12 protein-coding genes are annotated in these 17,566 nt (G+C 52.4%); 7 read left to right on the forward strand and 5 right to left on the reverse strand.

Annotated features, from left to right (window positions below):
- Positions 1-228 precede the first annotated feature (228 nt).
- From acnB to ACF8PK_RS22185, 7 genes are all read left to right on the forward strand, one after another.
- Positions 229-2,826 (forward strand): bifunctional aconitate hydratase 2/2-methylisocitrate dehydratase, encoded by a 2,598-nt coding sequence (gene acnB, locus ACF8PK_RS22155; RefSeq protein WP_014204474.1) that lies wholly within the window; start codon positions 229-231, stop codon positions 2,824-2,826.
- A 124-nt stretch (positions 2,827-2,950) separates the two neighbouring features.
- Positions 2,951-3,322 carry a YacL family protein gene (locus ACF8PK_RS22160; protein WP_143680357.1) on the forward strand — a complete coding sequence of 124 codons (372 nt, stop codon included), beginning with the start codon at positions 2,951-2,953 and terminating at the stop codon, positions 3,320-3,322.
- A gap of 206 nt (positions 3,323-3,528) precedes the next feature.
- The gene (locus tag ACF8PK_RS22165; RefSeq protein WP_004729026.1) at positions 3,529-3,867 is read left to right on the forward strand and encodes a P-II family nitrogen regulator; all 339 of its coding nucleotides are present in this window, start codon (positions 3,529-3,531) and stop codon (positions 3,865-3,867) included.
- Between the two features lie 26 nt (positions 3,868-3,893).
- The gene (locus tag ACF8PK_RS22170; RefSeq protein WP_392443602.1) at positions 3,894-5,123 is read left to right on the forward strand and encodes an ammonium transporter; all 1,230 of its coding nucleotides are present in this window, start codon (positions 3,894-3,896) and stop codon (positions 5,121-5,123) included.
- 140 nt (positions 5,124-5,263) lie between these two features.
- Entirely contained in the window at positions 5,264-6,277 is a 1,014-nt protein-coding gene (locus ACF8PK_RS22175) for a Fe(3+) ABC transporter substrate-binding protein (RefSeq protein WP_392443605.1), read from the forward strand.
- 100 nt (positions 6,278-6,377) lie between these two features.
- Complete coding sequence (locus ACF8PK_RS22180; protein ID WP_392443608.1) at positions 6,378-8,003, forward strand: ABC transporter permease; 1,626 nt, start codon at positions 6,378-6,380, stop codon at positions 8,001-8,003.
- Positions 8,003-9,034 (forward strand): ABC transporter ATP-binding protein, encoded by a 1,032-nt coding sequence (locus ACF8PK_RS22185; RefSeq protein ID WP_392443610.1) that lies wholly within the window; start codon positions 8,003-8,005, stop codon positions 9,032-9,034. Before ACF8PK_RS22180 ends, ACF8PK_RS22185 begins: the two co-directional genes overlap by 1 nt.
- A gap of 52 nt (positions 9,035-9,086) precedes the next feature.
- Here ACF8PK_RS22185 and ACF8PK_RS22190 read toward each other — a convergent pair whose 3' ends face one another.
- The 5 genes from ACF8PK_RS22190 to ACF8PK_RS22210 all read right to left on the reverse strand — a co-directional run bounded on the left by ACF8PK_RS22190 (position 9,087) and on the right by ACF8PK_RS22210 (position 17,541).
- Positions 9,087-10,499, reverse strand: coding sequence for a phosphoglucomutase/phosphomannomutase family protein (locus ACF8PK_RS22190; RefSeq protein ID WP_004729021.1), 1,413 nt, complete (start codon positions 10,497-10,499; stop codon positions 9,087-9,089).
- Between the two features lie 47 nt (positions 10,500-10,546).
- Positions 10,547-12,949 carry a GH36-type glycosyl hydrolase domain-containing protein gene (locus ACF8PK_RS22195; protein ID WP_392443613.1) on the reverse strand — a complete coding sequence of 801 codons (2,403 nt, stop codon included), beginning with the start codon at positions 12,947-12,949 and terminating at the stop codon, positions 10,547-10,549.
- A 69-nt stretch (positions 12,950-13,018) separates the two neighbouring features.
- Positions 13,019-14,935, reverse strand: coding sequence for a beta-N-acetylhexosaminidase (locus tag ACF8PK_RS22200; protein ID WP_392443616.1), 1,917 nt, complete (start codon positions 14,933-14,935; stop codon positions 13,019-13,021).
- 9 nt (positions 14,936-14,944) lie between these two features.
- On the reverse strand, positions 14,945-15,820 hold the full coding sequence (locus ACF8PK_RS22205; RefSeq protein WP_392443618.1) for a BadF/BadG/BcrA/BcrD ATPase family protein: 876 nt from the start codon (positions 15,818-15,820) through the stop codon (positions 14,945-14,947).
- Positions 15,817-17,541, reverse strand: a complete 1,725-nt coding sequence (locus ACF8PK_RS22210; RefSeq protein ID WP_014204480.1) for a glycoside hydrolase family 9 protein — start codon at positions 17,539-17,541, stop codon at positions 15,817-15,819. The genes ACF8PK_RS22205 and ACF8PK_RS22210 overlap by 4 nt, the downstream gene beginning before the upstream one ends.
- Positions 17,542-17,566: the final 25 nt, after the last annotated feature.

Genomic DNA, 17,566 nt, shown 5'->3' on the forward strand with positions numbered 1-17,566 from the left:
GTGAACATGATTTCCTATAACTTTCGTCTTAAGTTGCTATGTTGGTCAAAATGATGAGATTTTAATTTATCGTTAATTTTGCTATCCTGACGCCCACAGTTTGGCCTCTAGGGCGCTGTTTCTCAGTCAAATTTGAATGAAAACATGGGCAACGGAGAGCCAAGTTTCCAAGGATGTTCACTCACATTTTTATAATAATTGGGTGAACCGCAATGAGAGGAAAAAGTCGTGCTTGAAGCCTACCGTAAACACGTCGAAGAGCGTGCTGCTGAAGGAGTTGTACCTAAACCCCTAGACGCTGAGCAAGTCGCTGGACTTGTTGAGTTACTCAAAAATCCCCCGCAAGGTGAAGAAGATGTTCTTCTTGATCTGCTTGAGAACCGTATTCCTCCAGGCGTTGACGAAGCTGCGTATGTAAAAGCAGGCTTTCTCACCGCAATCACGAAAGGCGATGTGTCATCTCCGCTGGTTAGTCGCGAAAAAGCGGCGACTTTGCTCGGCACCATGCAAGGTGGTTACAACATCGAACCGCTGGTATCGCTGCTGGATGACGCCCAATTGGCACCCATCGCAGCCACCGCGTTGTCGCATACACTGCTGATGTTTGATGCGTTCTACGACGTCGAAGAAAAAGCCAAAGCGGGCAACGCGTTCGCCAAACAAGTGTTGGAATCTTGGGCAGAAGCAGAATGGTTCCTGTCGAAGCCTGCACTGGCTGAAAAAATTACATTGACCGTCTTTAAAGTGACGGGTGAAACCAACACGGATGATTTGTCACCAGCACCCGATGCATGGTCACGTCCGGATATTCCTGTGCACGCGCTCGCGATGCTGAAAAACGAACGCGACGGCATCGTGCCGGATGCGCCGGGACAAATTGGTCCAATTAACCAAATTGAAGCACTGAAAGAAAAAGGTCACCAACTGGTTTACGTCGGTGATGTTGTCGGTACGGGTTCTTCACGTAAGTCGGCGACCAACTCAGTATTGTGGTTCATGGGCGATGACATTCCAAACGTCCCGAACAAACGCGCTGGCGGTTATGTGCTGGGCGGTAAGATTGCACCGATCTTCTTCAATACCATGGAAGATGCGGGCGCCCTGCCAATCGAAGTGGACGTGTCAAAACTGAACATGGGTGATGTGATTGATGTTTACCCATACGAAGGCAAAGTGTGCAACCACGACACTGGTGAAGTCTTGGCGACATTCAAGCTGAAAACCGACGTGCTGATCGACGAAGTCCGCGCGGGTGGCCGTATTCCTCTGATTGTGGGCCGTGGTTTGACAGACAAAGCGCGTCAAGCACTCAATCTGGAAGCATCCACCGTGTTCCGTCGCCCAGTTCCTGTCGCAGACAGCGGCAAAGGCTTCACGCTGGCACAGAAAATGGTCGGCAAAGCGTGTGGCGTCGAAGGGATTCGTCCTGGCACATACTGTGAGCCGAAGATGACCACCGTGGGTTCTCAGGATACCACCGGTCCAATGACGCGTGACGAGCTGAAAGATTTGGCCTGTCTCGGCTTCTCTGCGGATCTGGTGATGCAGTCGTTCTGTCACACTTCGGCTTATCCAAAACCCGTTGACGTGCAAACGCACCACACACTCCCAGACTTCATCATGAACCGCGGCGGCGTGTCACTGCGCCCAGGCGACGGTGTGATTCACTCATGGCTGAACCGCATGCTGCTGCCGGATACGGTGGGTACGGGTGGTGACTCGCATACGCGTTTCCCACTGGGGATTTCATTCCCAGCCGGTTCTGGCTTGGTGGCTTTTGCTGCTGCAACGGGCGTTATGCCGCTCGATATGCCGGAGTCCATTCTGGTGCGTTTCAAAGGGGAGATGCAACCGGGGATCACGCTGCGTGACTTGGTGCATGCGATTCCTTACTACGGCATCAAACAAGGCCTGCTGACGGTTGAAAAAGCCGGTAAGATCAACGAATTCTCTGGCCGCGTGCTGGAAATCGAAGGGGTTGAACACCTGACGGTTGAACAGGCATTCGAACTGTCGGATGCATCAGCAGAGCGTTCAGCGGCCGGTTGTACGGTTAAACTGTCGCAAGAATCTATCGCCGAATACCTGAACTCGAACATCACCATGCTGAAATGGATGATCGCAGAAGGTTACGGTGATCGCCGCACGATCGAACGTCGCATTAAAGCGATGGAAGCATGGTTGGCGACGCCAGATCTGATGGAAGCGGACAAAGACGCAGAATATGCACACGTGATCGAAATCGACTTGGCCGACATCAAAGAACCGATTCTTTGTGCGCCAAACGACCCAGATGACGCGCGTCCGCTGTCTGAAGTTCAAGGCACACCGATTGATGAAGTGTTCATCGGTTCGTGCATGACCAACATCGGTCACTTCCGCGCCGCAGGTAAACTGCTGGATAAATTCAACGGTCAGCTTGAAACGCGTCTATGGGTGGCACCGCCAACCAAGATGGACCGCGATCAACTGACAGAAGAAGGCTACTACGGCATCTTTGGTCGTTCGGGTGTGCGTATTGAAACGCCGGGATGTTCACTGTGTATGGGTAACCAAGCACGCGTGGCAGATAAAGCGACGGTGATGTCGACGTCAACACGTAACTTCCCGAACCGTTTGGGCACCGGGGCGAACGTATACTTGGCATCGGCAGAGCTGTCGGCTGTGGGCGCGATTCTCGGCCGCATTCCAACGTTGCAAGAGTATCTGGAATACGCGAAACAGATCGACGCGACGGCAGCTGATACCTACCGTTACCTGAACTTCCACCGCATGAGTGATTACACCAAGAAAGCGGATACCGTGATTTTCCAAGAACCCGCTTAATTACGGATGAAATGACGATTGAAGGTCGCTGCTTGCAGCGGCCTTTTTTTGTGCCGGATTGAGGCTCGTCATTCGGTTTCGCTGGCGCTATACTCGCGCCATCGTCATTAATCGGTCATCATCGATGGAATTTGAATTCACCAAAAATACGCTGCTGGGCGAGTATTACGTCACCTGCAGCATGGAACATCAGATTGTGGCTCGCTGGCTACAAGAAGAAATCGCGCAAGATCGCACAAAAATCGAGCATGTGTTGGGGCTGTTGGAAAAAGCGCACCAATGTCCTGCACAAGAGTGGTCATACCCGGGGCGTGAAATCTCACTGATGATTTGTGGGGACGAAGTGACGGTGCAGGATAACGCGCTGAACTATGGCCATGATATTGAGTTAGAAAGTGAATTTGAACTTTATGACAGTGAGAGTGTGGCGCAGTGCGGCCTGGAAGATTTTGAGTCGCTGTTGATGCAATGGCAGGATTTCCTCGCCGGTTACTGAGTTGGCCTCTCGTCAAGCTGCACCCATGTGGTGAAGAAAGCAAAAGTCGCCTTATTTTTGGGAAAGGGTTGCACAATAAATGTGCAACCCTTTTTGTTTTTTGAAGCGAAATCTCACTAAGTTATTATTTATCAATCAGTTAAAAAGTTGGCACGCACCTTGGATTAATAGAACTGTAAATGGACTACAGCTTCAGAGAGGACGCGATGAAACTCATTAACGCAATCATCAAACCATTCAAACTTGACGATGTTCGTGAAGCCCTGGCCGATGTCGGCATCGAAGGGATGACCGTATCAGAAGTCAAAGGCTTTGGCCGTCAGAAAGGTCATACCGAACTTTACCGTGGTGCAGAGTACCAAGTGGACTTTCTACCGAAGGTGAAAATCGAAATCGCCACACAAGCGGACAATGTCGATCGTGTGCTAGAAGCGATCATCAAAGCCGCACACACGGGCAAGATTGGCGATGGCAAAATTTTTGTTTACGACTTGAGCCACGCAGTTCGTATTCGCACTGGCGAAATGGACGCGGAAGCACTTTAAGATTCAAAGGACTGGAGACGACTATTATGGAACTGTCAGTTACGGTAGCGGAGTTACGCTACGCACTGGATACATTCTTTTTCCTCATTTCGGGCGCATTGGTCATGTGGATGGCGGCAGGATTTGCCATGCTGGAAGCTGGCCTCGTGCGTTCAAAAAACACCACGGAAATTCTGACTAAAAACTTTGTACTGTACGCGATTGCTTGTACCACTTACCTCGTGGTCGGCTACAACATCATGTATGTTGATAATGCCGAAGCGGGTTGGTTACCATCTTTTGGTGCCTTGATTGGTAGCCAAGCAGATGGCGCGGACCACTCTCTCGAGTCGGATTTCTTCTTCCAAGTGGTGTTTGTGGCCACATCCATGTCTGTGGTCTCGGGCGCCGTTGCAGAGCGTATGAAACTGTGGGCTTTCCTGATTTTCGCGGTTGTGTTTACAACCTTCATCTACACCATTGAAGGGTACTGGACTTGGGGCGGCGGCTTCCTGTCTGCGGCTGGTTTCAGCGACTTCGCGGGTTCAGGTATCGTTCACATGGCGGGTGCAGCTGCGGCGCTGGCAGGGGTTCTATTGCTGGGTGCACGTAAAGGGAAATATGGCAAAAACGGCGAAGTTTACCCGATTCCAGGTTCCAACATGCCACTGGCGACGTTGGGTACATTCATCCTGTGGTTCGGTTGGTTCGGCTTCAACGGCGGCTCTCAATTGATGGTGTCTGACTTTGAAAACGCGACCGCTGTCGGTAAAGTGTTCCTCAACACCAACGCGGCGCCTGCTGCCGGTGCGATTGCTGCGCTGCTGGTATGTAAAACCACGTGGGGCAAAGCTGACCTAACGATGGTGCTGAACGGTGCGTTGGCAGGCCTTGTTGCGATTACAGCGGATCCGCTGTCACCATCACCACTATACTCGGTGGCAATCGGTGCGGTTGCAGGTGTGATTGTGGTGTTCGCGATTGTGGCGCTGGATAAATTGAAAATCGATGATCCAGTGGGCGCTATCTCGGTTCACGGTGTGTGTGGTTTCTTTGGTCTGATGGTTGTGCCTCTGAGCAATGCAGATACGACGTTCGGTGCTCAGTTGCTCGGTTCGGTGGTGATCTTTGCTTGGGTCTTCATTGCCAGCCTGATTGTGTGGGGCATCCTGAAAGCGACGATGGGTATCCGTGTCTCTGAAGAAGAAGAGATGACCGGTATGGACATGCACGACTGCGGTGTAGAGTCTTACCCTGAGTTTGTGACAGTGAAGTAATAATTCGTTACAAAACCTTTGCTAAAAACCTGCCCTATGTGGCAGGTTTTTTATTTTTGCTGATTGTTTTATTAGGCTTGGTCAATATAATTTACGCAATTGATAAGTGTTATCATTAGCAATATTAAAGGACTTGAACCATGAAAAAACTGCTGGCTCTATCGGCACTCGCAGGCTGCGTGATGGCCCCTTCAGCGATAGCGGCTGACGAAGTCAATGTGTACTCTTACCGTCAACCTTTCCTGATTGAACCGATGTTTAAAGAGTTCACGCAAGAGACCGGAATTCAGGTCAACGTGAAGTTTGCTAAAGAAGGCATTGCAGAAAAATTGGCTCAAGAAGGGGAATACAGCCCCGCCGATGTCATTTTGACTTCAGAATTCAGCCGTCTGTTTGAACTGTCGGACAAAGGCTTAACCCAGCCGGTCAAGAGTGCGGTGATCGATGAAAACATTCCGGCGCAATACCGTGACAGTAGTGAAGAGTGGTTCGCTTTGACCATTCGTACGCGCAGCGTTTACTCATCACGTGACCGCGTAGGCAAACTGGGTGACGATTTCGATTATCTTGATCTGGCGAATCCACAATACAAAGGCAAGATCTGTACGCGTAGCGGAAAACACCCTTACAACATTGCGCTGGTGGCGGCGATGATCGCAAATCACGGTGAAGCGGAAACCAAAACGTGGTTGCAAGGGGTAAAAGCGAACTTGGCGCGTAAACCGCAAGGCAACGATCGCGACCAAGTTCGCGCCATCAAAGAAGGCCTGTGTGATTTGTCGCTGGGCAACAGCTACTACCTTGGTAAAATGCTAGAAGACAAAGAGCAGAAAACGTGGGCTGAATCGGTGTTCATCAACTTCCCGGGTCAACAAGCGCAAGGCACACACGTCAATGTGAGCGGTATGGCCATGGCCAAATACGCACCGAACCGTGACAACGCGGTGAAGTTGATGGAGTTTTTGACCGGTGAGACCGCGCAGCACATGTATGCCGACGTGAACTTTGAGTATCCAGTGAAACCTGGTGTTGAGCGCTCAAAACTGGTGGCATCTTGGGGCGAGTTTAAGTCTGACGCTTTGCCGCTCGAGAAAATTGCCGACAATCACGCCGCAGCGATCAAGCTGTTGGACGAAGTCAAATTTGACCTGTAAATGAGTCTAGGGGTATAACTATACCCCTGATTTATTAAAGGGATATGAGATGTATTTGCAGATGCATTTATGCCTTATAGCGCCTGACAGTTTCTAGGCAATGAAAGAAAAACACCTTTTATGGAAAACCAGTAGTGTGGCTTTGGCAACCCTGCTGGTTTTGCCGATCTTAGCGATCTTCTTTACCGCCATCGGTCAAACGGATGATGTCTTTGCGCATCTGATGTCGACTGTGATGCCCACCTATGCGCTGAACACCGTCCTTCTCACGTTGAGCGTGATGGCGCTTTCGCTGGTGTTTGGTATTCCCAGTGCTTGGTTGATGGCGATGTGTCGTCTACCGGGCGAAAAAATGCTGCAATGGGCGCTGGTGCTGCCGCTCGCCATTCCCGGTTATATCGTCGGTTATATCTTTACCGGGTGGTTTGATTACGCGGGGCCGATTCAGGTTTGGCTACGTGAACAAACGGGCTGGATGGCGGGCGAGTATTACTTTCCGGATATTCGCTCTTTGGGCGGTGCCAGCATGGTGCTGGCGTTGGTCTTGTATCCCTACGTGTATCTGATGTGTCGCGCTTCGTTCATGGAGCAGAATGTGTCGCTGTTGCAGTCGGCGCGTTTGCTGAAATGCTCACCATGGGAAAGCTTTCGTCGTATCTCGCTGCCATTAGTTCGCCCATCGATTGCGGTTGCTTTATCGCTGGTGGCGATGGAAACCGTGGGCGATTTTGGCACGGTGAGCTACTTCGCCGTGAACACGCTAACCACGGCGGTATATGACACCTGGATGAATTATTCCAATTTAACCGCCGCGGCCAAAATTTCTGCGGTGATGTTGGTGATTGTACTGCTGCTCCTCAGCGCTGAGCGCTACAGTCGCCGCCGGCAAAAGCTTTATCAGAGCCAATTCAATAGCCATGAAGATTTTCGTTACACCTTGCAAGGGTGGAAAAAATGGGCGGCATTGTTGTGGTGCTGGGGGCTGGTGTGCGTGGCCTTTATCTTTCCGCTACTGCAACTGCTCAGCTACGCCTATACCTACTTTGAGCAAAGTTGGACGGCAGAGTTTCGTGAATACGCGTGGAACAGCCTGCAAGTTTCGCTGAGTGCTGCGGTGATTGCTGTGAGTGTGGCGTTGGTGGTGAATTTCTACGCGCGGCTGAAACAAAATCGCCCCAGCATTGCATTGATGCGCCTCTCGTCCATGGGCTATGCGGTGCCGGGAACCGTACTTGCCATTGGCGTGATGGTGCCAGTGTTAACGCTCGATCATGCGGTCAACGATGTGGCCAAAGCGATGCATTGGGGCCGGCCGGGATTAATTTTCTCCGGGACCATGTTTGCCATTATTTTTGCGCTGATTGTGCGTTTTTCGGCGGTGGCCATTGGCAGCATTGAAAGCAGTTTAAACCGCATTTCGCCGTCGCTGGATATGGCGGCGCGGACAATGGGCTGCCAAGCCAATGGCATGTTGTGGCGAGTGCATTTACCGTTGGTGCGGCGCGGCGCGCTGATTGCGGGTCTGTTGGTGTTCATTGAGTCGATGAAAGAGCTCAATGCTGCGCTGTTACTGCGTCCGTTCAACTTCGAAACCTTGGCCACCTACGTGTACAATTATGCCTCCGATGAGCATTTGGAATTGGCGGCGTTGCCTGCTGTGTTACTGGTGCTGGTCGGTCTGATCCCTCTTGTTGTTGTTAACCGTTCTCTGGAGCAAACCCACTGATGAGCTGTGCATTATCGATTCAACATCTGACTTGTCAGTACGAGACGCAAACGGTCCTGGAATCACTGTCGCTGAATGTCGAACAGGGTGAGATTGTGTGTTTGTTGGGGGCCAGTGGTTGCGGAAAAACGACCTTACTGAAAGCGATCGCGGGGTTGTTGCCCTTGTCGTCGGGCATCATGAGTCTCAATGGCGTTACGATTGACGATGGCGAGCATTGGCTGCCACCCGAGCAACGCAACATCGGGATGATCTTCCAAGACTATGCGCTGTTCCCCCATTTGACCGTGGCGGACAATATCGCTTTTGGTTTGCGCCACATGTCGACGACGGTGCGTCAGTTGCAAGTTCAACAGATGTTGGAGTTAGTGCATTTAAGTGGTTATGGCGACCGGTATCCGCACCAACTTTCAGGTGGACAGCAGCAACGTGTGGCAATCGCACGTTCACTGGCCTATAAGCCCGATCTACTGCTGCTGGATGAACCATTTTCCAATATTGACACTCAGGTGCGCCATGACCTGATTGCCGAGATTCGTAAGATCTTCAAAAAGCAGGGGGTGACAGCGATTTTTGTCACTCACTCGCGAGAAGAGGCGTTTGCCTTTGCCGACAAAATGGCGGTGATGAATCACGGGGTTATCGAGCAATACGGCACCGCGTCGGCGTTGTATTATCGTCCGTCGAGCAAGTTTGTTGCTGATTTTCTAGGTGGCGGCAGTTACCTGCCTGCGACACGTATCGATGAACAGCGTTATCAAACGCCGCTCGGTGTGGTGGACGCGCAGGCGCAGCAAAGTATTGCGCCGGGCAGTGAATGTGAGCTGCTACTGCGTCCCCAACAGGTCATGATTCGCGCCGATGCCGAGAGCAGCGTTGTGGTACTCGAACAGCAATTTATGGGCGATCATTGTCGCTATGTGATTGATGCACATGGTTCCACGTTATTGGCGACTTCATCGCAAGGTTTGTCTGTGGGACAAACCGTGGCTGTGAACATTGATACACAAGGCGTATTGGCCTTTGCATAAGACAAAAAAAGCCCGGTGGACAGACCGGGCTTTGGTTTTTTACAGCGCTGGATTACAAGGACAGAAATTGTTTCATTTGCTGTAAAACTCGTTCTGCGGTGTCTTTGTCGTGCATTTCAGCAAAGATACGCAGCAGAGGTTCGGTGCCGGAGAAGCGCGCAATCACCCAGCCGCCGTTACGGAAATAGACTTTCGCCCCATCTTCGTAGCTGACTTTTTCAACCTCAAATTCAAATTCAGGCAACTGTTTTTCCACGTAGAGTTTCGAGTAGAGTTCTGCTTTCTGCGCGGGCTTAAATTTACAATCCCCTTCGGCAGTGTATGCATAGCCATAGCGGTTGTAGATTTCGCTCAGCAATTCAGACAGCTTTTTCCCCGTTACACTGATCATTTCCACCAATAGGCTCGATGCGAATACACCATCTTTGCCTTTAATGTGACCACGAATGGTCAGACCGCCGGAACTTTCGCCGCCGATCAGTGAGTCGTCGGCCTCCATTTGGGAGCTGATGTGCTTAAAGCCTACCGGAACCTCAAAGCTCTTTTCGCCATGGTCGGCGGCGACTTTATCTAGCAGATGCGTGGTCGCGATATTACGCACCACTGAGCCTTTCCAGCCTTTGTATTCAAGTAGGTAGTAGTAGAGCAGCAACAGCACTTCATTGGGATGAATGAAGTGACCTTTTTCGTCAATGATTCCCAAACGGTCGGCATCGCCATCGGTGCCAATACCAATGTCGTAGCCTTCATCTTTGACCAAGTGTTGCAGGCGATACAGTGTTGCAGCGCTGGGTGAAGGCATCAAGCCACCGAAATCTGGGTTTTTGCCATCGTTGATCACGTCGACGTCACAGCGGCCACTGATCAAGACGGTTTGCAGCGCGTTTTTCGCCACGCCAAACATCGGATCGATCAACACACGCAGGTTGGCGCGTTTGATCGCTTCAATGTCGATAAAGTCGATGATCGAATCGACAAACTCATTCATTGGGTTGATCACTTGAATGCGACCGTTGGCGACCGCTTGATCAAAGTCTTCGCTGCGGACGTCGGATGCAGTCAGTGTGCCAACTTGCTGCTCGATCTTGTGGGTGATCACTTCATCGGCGTCGCGTCCACCTTGAATGAAGACTTTGATCCCGTTGTAGTCCGCCGGGTTATGTGAGGCGGTGATGCACGCAGAATAGGCGCAGTTCATCGCTTTGGCCTTATACATCACCACCGGCGTGGGCACAAACTTATCAATGAAGCTGACGGTGATGTGGTTACCTGCCAAGACCTCGGCAAACCAACGGCCTGCTTTGTCTGACAGAAAACGGCGGTCATAACCGATCACGAATCCGCTGTCGGCCACTTGCTCGTGGTTGATGATGTTGGCCACGGCTTGTGCGACCAGACGAACGTTGTCTTTGGTAAACTCTTCGCCGATAAAGGCGCGCCAACCACCCGTACCAAATTGAATCATGCTATGTCTCCTTACGAGGGTGCCGCTGGGCGGCACCCGAAATCGGATTAACCTAAAATCACCGTGACTTGATTTTCGCTGCCTGCCGGTTGGGCATCAATGGCATCGACCGCTTCACCGTTGACCAGAATCGATTGCACGCCTTTGCTGACGCCATTCGGGTTTTGGACTGAGATGTGATACATCGCACCGCGCCACTCGCGCGTGACCTCAAAGCCCGGCCAAGCGGCAGGAATACATGGATCCACGGTCAAGGTGTCAAATCCGGTACGCACTCCCAAAATGAAGTTGGTGGTCGCGTAGTAGGCCCAGCCCGATGTACCGGTGAGCCAAGGGTGGTTTGCACGGCCGTGATCTTGGTGGTCGCGACCCATGATGAATTGCACGTAGGAATATGGCTCTGCCACGCGCGTTTCAATGATGTCGTTCTGGTTGTATGGGTTGAGCGAATCGTAGAATTCCATCGCGCGATCACCGCGTCCCAGTTTGGCTTCGGCGACCCATGCCCACGGGTTCGGATGCGAGAAAATCGCACCGTTTTCTTTCACGCCTTGGTAGACGCGGGTGACAAAACCGATGTCATCGTTGGGCGTTGCAAACGAGGGGGCGTTGAGGTGTAAACCGTATGGGGAGAACAGGTACTCATACACGGCATCCATGGCTTTTTCGCCGCGCTGTTGAGAGACGGCGCCAGACAAGACGGCCAGCGTATTGGACTCAAGGTGAACCTTGCCTTCCTGTTGCTCAAACGTGCCGATTTTGTCGCCATCTTTGGTCAGGCCGCGAATGTACCAGCCGCCATTGTCATCCCATAAATGGGTTTCACATGCTTCGCGCACGCCGTTGGCCATCGCCTGATATTTGTCGATGGCTGCCGCATCTTGACGATGACGTGCCAGTTCCAAGAACGCTTCCAACGCCCAGAAATGCAGGAAGGACACCATGGCAGACTCGCCGCCGCCAAGGTTGAGGCAGTCGTTCCAGTCGGCGCGTAAGCCTTTACAAATACCGGTTTGACCCACGTATTCCGCAGAGAAATCCAAGGCTGCCATCATGTGTTGGTACACGGTCGCATCGCCGCCGTCAGCATAAGGGATCACTTCATCAATAAAGCTCAGATCCCCCGTCTCTTTGACGAAGTTGAGAATGGTCGGCACGATCCACAGGTGGTCATCCGAGCAGGTGTCTTTGATGCCGTGGATCTTGTCTTCATCCGATGGGGTCGGGACCACCGTCGGTGATTTCGACGGTTTGACATCGGCTTTTTCTGGATCGAACCAATCTGGATCAAACAAGTGCAGCCCGTAGCCCGCTTTCACTTGCCCACGCAACAGATCCACCAGACGTTTACGGGTCATGGCGGGGTTGGTGTGCGGGACGGAGATCGCATCTTGCGCGGTGTCGCGATAACCCAAGCCTGTGCGACCACCGACTTCAATGAACGAGGCAAAGCGTGACCACACCACGCAGGTTTCGGCTTGATACAGAGTCCAAGCGTTGATCATGGTGTCCAAACCTTGGTTGGGGGAACGCACTTGGAATTTCGCGCAGCGTTCGTCCCAATGCTGTTTGATGCCCGCAAAAGCAGCATCGACTTGGCTGAGGTCTTGATATTTCGCTCGTAGTTTCTCTCCGTTGCCTTTACCGACCCCCAGAATCACCGCAAAGCGGACTTTTTCACCCGGTTGCAATACAAACTGTTTGTGCAGGGCGCCACAGTGGTTGTAGCAGGTTTGCGCGCTGTTCGAGCAGCGACCGTTAGCAACGGCAATCGGGTTGGCTTCGTCGCGGTACATGCCGAGAAACGCATCACGCTGACCGTCGTAACTATCCGCATCAAACGTGGCGGTCAGGTAGTAGAATCCGAGGAAATCATCAGTGTTGTAGTACAGGTCGTATTCCAGAACGCCATTGTTGTATTCGGTGCCCGCAGAGTAGAGTGACATCTGGTGGTTCTGGTTGTCTGAGGCGATGTGGCTGAACGAGAACTCAACATAGCCGAATGCGCTGATCGTGCGTGGTTGATCGGAGGTGTTTTCAATTTCAACATCCCACACCTGCGCATCTTCGCCTTTTGGTACGAACAACGTTTTCGTGGCCACAATGCCGTTGTAATCACAACGGAATTTGGAGTAGGACAAACCATGGCGCACTTCGTAATGGGCATCGTCAAGGTTTTTGGCAACGGGCTGCCAAGAGACCGACCAGAAATCACCAGTTTCATCATCGCGCAAATAAATGTAATGCCCGGGACGATCTTGCGTGAAGTTCGGACGGAACTTGGTCACACGGTTGTACTCGGGTGAGTGATAGAACGAGTAGCCCCCCGCATTATGGGAGATGACGGTGCAGAATTTTTCCGTGCCGAGGTAGTTGGTCCAAGGTGCAGGAACATCGGGACGAGTAATGACGTATTCGCGATTGTCGTTATCGAAATAGCCGTATTTCATGGTAATTTCCTTTTTAAACAGTGGCGCGTTGGCGCCACTCAATGTCGATGCTAGAGAAAACGTGTTGCGTTATGCTTTCCAGGGCGCCCGGTAGCGGATGCCTTGTTGATCAAGTTGGGGTAAATGGCCTTTGAGGCGCGCCAGGTAATCCAGCCAATCACGCTGGGATTTTTGTGTCCAAGCCGCTTCCGCCAGTGCGGTCAAACGCGGATAGATCATGTAGTCCATGCGGTCTTGATTGTTGACCAGTTCACACCACAGCGCGCACTGAATCCCCAAAATGCGTTTACGCAGCGGGTCGTGTTCTGGCACCTCGGCCAGCGGCTCGTAGCGATAGGCACGCTCCAGTGGTGTCACGCCGGCCCAGTCGACGCCCGGCTCTTCTGGCGCGTAGTCTTGAGCAATGTCGAGATACGTAAACTGACCCGGTTGTAAAATGACATCAAACCCTTGACGGGCGCAGTTCAGTGCGGCTTGTTCGGATAACCAAGAATAAATCACGGTATCTTTGCTGACTTTGTCGCCATGCTGCGCTTCTTCCCAACCGACCATGCGTTTGCCGAGTGATTTGAGCTTCTTCTCCGCATAGCGCAGCAGGTGCCCTTGTAACTCTTTGGCGTCGGTGTAGCCCTGTTCTGCCATCAATGCCTGGCATTTCGGGCTGTTGACCCACACGCCATCTGGCACTTCATCGGCGCCAATGTGAATGAAATGGCTCGGAAACAGCGCAGCCACTTCCTCCAATACGCAATCGAGAAAACGGTAGGTGCCGGGCAGGGCTGGCGATAGCACGTTGTCGTTGTAGTACTGAATGCTGCGGTATTGTGATTGGTCATCTTCGTCAAGTAGCCATTCCGGTAAGGCTTTGATCGCCGCTCGGCTGTGACCGGGAATGTCAATTTCTGGAATCACCGTGATGCCGCGCTCTGCGGCGTAGGCGATCACCTCGCGGATCTCCTCTTGGGTGTAAAAGCCACCGTGTTTTTCGGTCAGCAGGCTGTATTGCGGTTCCAGGACTTCATCCACACCGCGCCACGCGCCAATGTCGGTCAATTGAGGCAGAGACTTAATTTCGATGCGCCAACCTTCATCATCGGTCAGATGCCAATGAAAGGTGTTGAATTTGTAATGCGCCAGTTGGTTGATGAGGCGTTTAACGCGCTCCAGCGGATGAAAATGACGCGCGCAATCCAGCATCATGCCGCGGTATTTAAAGCGCGGTGCGTCTTTGATAACGATGTGTGGCACCAGCAGGTTGTCGCCATCTGGGCGAACCAATTGCAGCAATGTCGCACTGGCATGGACAAAGCCGATGTGGCTGCTGGCTTCCAAACGAATACCTTTGCGGTCGACCGACAGCAGATAGGCGCCTTCATCCAGCGTTGGGTTGGTGCGTAGCACAATGTCGGCGCTGCCAATATCGTGTGGCTGCCACTGATAGAGATGCGTCAGTTCTTGCTTGAGCCACGTGGCGGCAGTTTCTGCACAAGAAGATTGCAATGAAATCTGGCTGCCGGCGGTAAGGGCAAATTCACCATCCGAGCGTTCGATATGATTGGGTTTGGGTAACAGGCTCAACGTCGCGGCATCCGTAGCCGGGATTTCGCTGCGTTCCCGATAGGGGGAGGCGAGTGCGATGGGGGTGACGATCACGTCGTGACGAACCCGCGGCTCTACATCATTAATTTGGACAAACGCGGCTTTGATGCCGTCGGTGTAATAGTGAAACGGCGCGGTTTTGATGCTGAATTCGCAGTAGAAATGGCTGTTGGCCTTTATTACGTCCTGCTCCGGCGTGAGCGAACAGAAACTGCCGACTTGATGAATCTGGCTGTGACTGATGCTATCGGGCTGAATGTAGCGATCGATGGTGAAATGCAGGCTCCAGGCCTTTAAGTCCTGATCGCTGAGGTTATGCAGCGTCAAGCCAAAACGGCAGAACTGTGGATGTTCTGACAATACCGCGAAGTCTATTCGATAGTTCATGAGCAACCCTTAATACAAATTATGCTCGGCTTTGCCGGCAAACATTAATACGCCCTCCATCGCATCCGCTTGCGGTGCGACGATCCATTGCTGAACGGGAGGGGATAACCATGCGTGAATGCGTTCCGCGATGCTGCCCATCAAGCAGATTCGCTGTGCCCCTTTGCGATGCAGGGCGTTCAAAAACATTTCGATATCCGCAGCGGTCTGTTTCAGCAGGGACATTGCTAGCGTGTCACCTTGATTCGCCAACGCGAAAATCTGCGGCGAAAATTGACCATAGTCGCGAGGTAAAGCGGTTTTCGACCACGCGACAATGGCGTCAACATCGTGTTCAAAATGCTGCATGACACACTGACTGAGTGGCGTGGCCGGATAAATACCATCTTCAATCAGCAGCACTTGTTGAATCAGGCGCAGTCCCATCACCGCGCCACTGCCCTGATCGGAGATCGGGAACTCACGCCCCCCGACCACATGCTGGTGGCCGTCTTGCAAGAACAAACCGCATGAACCCGTGCCAGCAATCATGATGGCGCCGTTGTCACCGTGGTGCGCACCGAGGCACGCACCATAGGCATCGGTATTGAGCGTGAGCGACGCAAACGGGTGTGGCAATTGCATAAAGGCATGCCAAGTCGCTTGGTGCTCAGCGCCAGCCAGCGCCAAGCCCACGTGCAGTTGACCAAAGTCACCTTCATTCAGGCCGCCTTGTTCGGCGGCTAAGGTGATGGCGTGAATGACGGCGTCCATCGTGCGTTCCACGCCAAGCAACAGGTTGGCGCTGCCGGTCTTGGCTTCGCCAATCAAAGCACCGGACGCATCGCGAATACGCGCGCGGCAGGAAGTGCCACCGCCATCAATGCCAGCGTAATAGACCTTCATGCCTCACCTCGCTGCGTTGAGAAAAACTCAAATTGGTGAATGATGGCCAGTAGGTACCAAGCGCCATGTGGAATCCATTGCTCGCCCCAACGCCAGTTTTGCAACAGATCTTGATCGTGCGGTGTGGGGTTGAAGGCAATGTCTTGTTCATCATCGAAACCGGCGGTGATGCCGTTGCACACGCCGCCCTTGGCATTAAAGAATCCCAGCTGAGGCAGGTAGTCTGGGTTGTTGCGACCATGGCCGTCGAGCATGCACATGTCGTAGGGGTTGAGGCCGACAATCCAGTCGAGTGCGTTGTGTGCCATTTGCAACAGCGCGTGTTTCAGCGCCTCGTCAGTGAGGTAGGTTTGCGCAGCAAAGGCCATGGTGGCCAGTGACGCCAAACGCGCATTCTCGCCCTGCCACCAGTACCCACTTTCGTTGTCGTGGGTAACAAAAAAGGCACTGCGTTTACCGCCGTGAACATCGCTGACGTATTGGCGTGGGTAGCCAAACGGGTTGTGCTCTTCATGCGTGATGCTGAGCTCGAACTGACATGCGCGATGAAGAATTTGTATGGCGTTGTGGCGTGCGTTGCTTTCGGTTTCAATTGCCAGATATTGACACAAAGCCAGCGCAGGTAAGCCTGCTTCGACCGCGTGATAATAGGGGCGTGAGCCATCGCGGTTGGCCGACCAGAAATATTGCTGCTGGTCGTCGCTGTGCTGACGCGCCATCAAGCGAGTGGCCCATTCGCGTGCTTGGTGCAAGTAATCCGGTTGTTGCGTGGTCGTGTACAGTTCGCACGCGGCCATCAGCGCGCAATACTCATCGATGATGTTCTCTTCGCCATCATCTAAGTAACGTGCATTGTTGGCTTTCAAATGCCAATAGCCGTGTTCAGCCGCAGCCAGATAATGCTGTGGCGTAAACTCTCCGCCGATGCGTTCGCGAGCCGCCGCAGCCAAGGCAGCGATCGCCATACCGCCGCCCTGACGAAAGCCTGCTTGATAGGCATCTGACTTCGCGCCTTGTTGAGTGGCATAAGCGCAAATCTCCCGTTGCGCCGTGTCTTTGCTCCATTGATCAAAGACCGTCATATAAAAAAATCCCTCGGGATTTTGCATGCGAAGCAGAAAATCAGCACCAAACAACGCTTCTTCCTTGAGGCGAGTGCGAGAAAACGGTGCAAAACCCGAGTGATTGTCTAAAAGCGCCAGCCCTTTGAACATGTTCCAGACCACCATGGGTGTTTGTTGTGGGTTCAAATAGTTGGCGTAAGAAAGGTGACTTAAATATTTACTGACGTCACCTGAAGCGTCGTACCAGCCTCCGTGCACATCGGCAGTGGTTGATGTGCCCAGAAGCGGTACGTGCTTATCCTGTTGGTCAAACGTGCCGCCGCAGCGTTGGGATTTGAAATAGTGCAGTACATCGGAAAATGTACGTTGCATCAGCACCCCTTCACCTATGGTAAATGGCTGCGATTGCGCGGTTTCGACACATAAATAGAACTCGCCTTCACGGCGAATATGAGAAAAATCAATACGATGAAAATACCCTTGATGCCAGTGAGCAACCTGGCCACCACATTGAAAAGCGATGCGCTCAACCGTTCGGTGAGTGCGGGCGCAAACCAATAAGGCTTCTTCAACTTGCAAATAGGCCACATGCGTTAGCAAAACTGCTTGCTTGGGACCGAAAGTTTCATAGCCAATGTGGTTGATGAGTAACTGCATTCAACGTCTCCGAGTGAATTGGCGC

Source organism: Vibrio sp. CJQ_6, assembly GCF_043106745.1.
GTDB classification, from domain to species: domain Bacteria; phylum Pseudomonadota; class Gammaproteobacteria; order Enterobacterales; family Vibrionaceae; genus Vibrio; species Vibrio furnissii.

Coding starts and splice junctions, on each gene's coding strand:
- ACF8PK_RS22160 (WP_143680357.1), top strand. CDS start 2,951: ATGGAATTTGAATTCACCAAAAATACGCTGCTGGGCGAGTATTACGTC.
- ACF8PK_RS22165 (WP_004729026.1), top strand. CDS start 3,529: ATGAAACTCATTAACGCAATCATCAAACCATTCAAACTTGACGATGTT.
- ACF8PK_RS22170 (WP_392443602.1), top strand. CDS start 3,894: ATGGAACTGTCAGTTACGGTAGCGGAGTTACGCTACGCACTGGATACA.
- ACF8PK_RS22175 (WP_392443605.1), top strand. CDS start 5,264: ATGAAAAAACTGCTGGCTCTATCGGCACTCGCAGGCTGCGTGATGGCC.
- ACF8PK_RS22180 (WP_392443608.1), top strand. CDS start 6,378: ATGAAAGAAAAACACCTTTTATGGAAAACCAGTAGTGTGGCTTTGGCA.
- ACF8PK_RS22185 (WP_392443610.1), top strand. CDS start 8,003: ATGAGCTGTGCATTATCGATTCAACATCTGACTTGTCAGTACGAGACG.
- ACF8PK_RS22190 (WP_004729021.1), bottom strand. CDS start 10,499: ATGATTCAATTTGGTACGGGTGGTTGGCGCGCCTTTATCGGCGAAGAG.
- ACF8PK_RS22195 (WP_392443613.1), bottom strand. CDS start 12,949: ATGAAATACGGCTATTTCGATAACGACAATCGCGAATACGTCATTACT.
- ACF8PK_RS22200 (WP_392443616.1), bottom strand. CDS start 14,935: ATGAACTATCGAATAGACTTCGCGGTATTGTCAGAACATCCACAGTTC.
- ACF8PK_RS22205 (WP_392443618.1), bottom strand. CDS start 15,820: ATGAAGGTCTATTACGCTGGCATTGATGGCGGTGGCACTTCCTGCCGC.
- ACF8PK_RS22210 (WP_014204480.1), bottom strand. CDS start 17,541: ATGCAGTTACTCATCAACCACATTGGCTATGAAACTTTCGGTCCCAAG.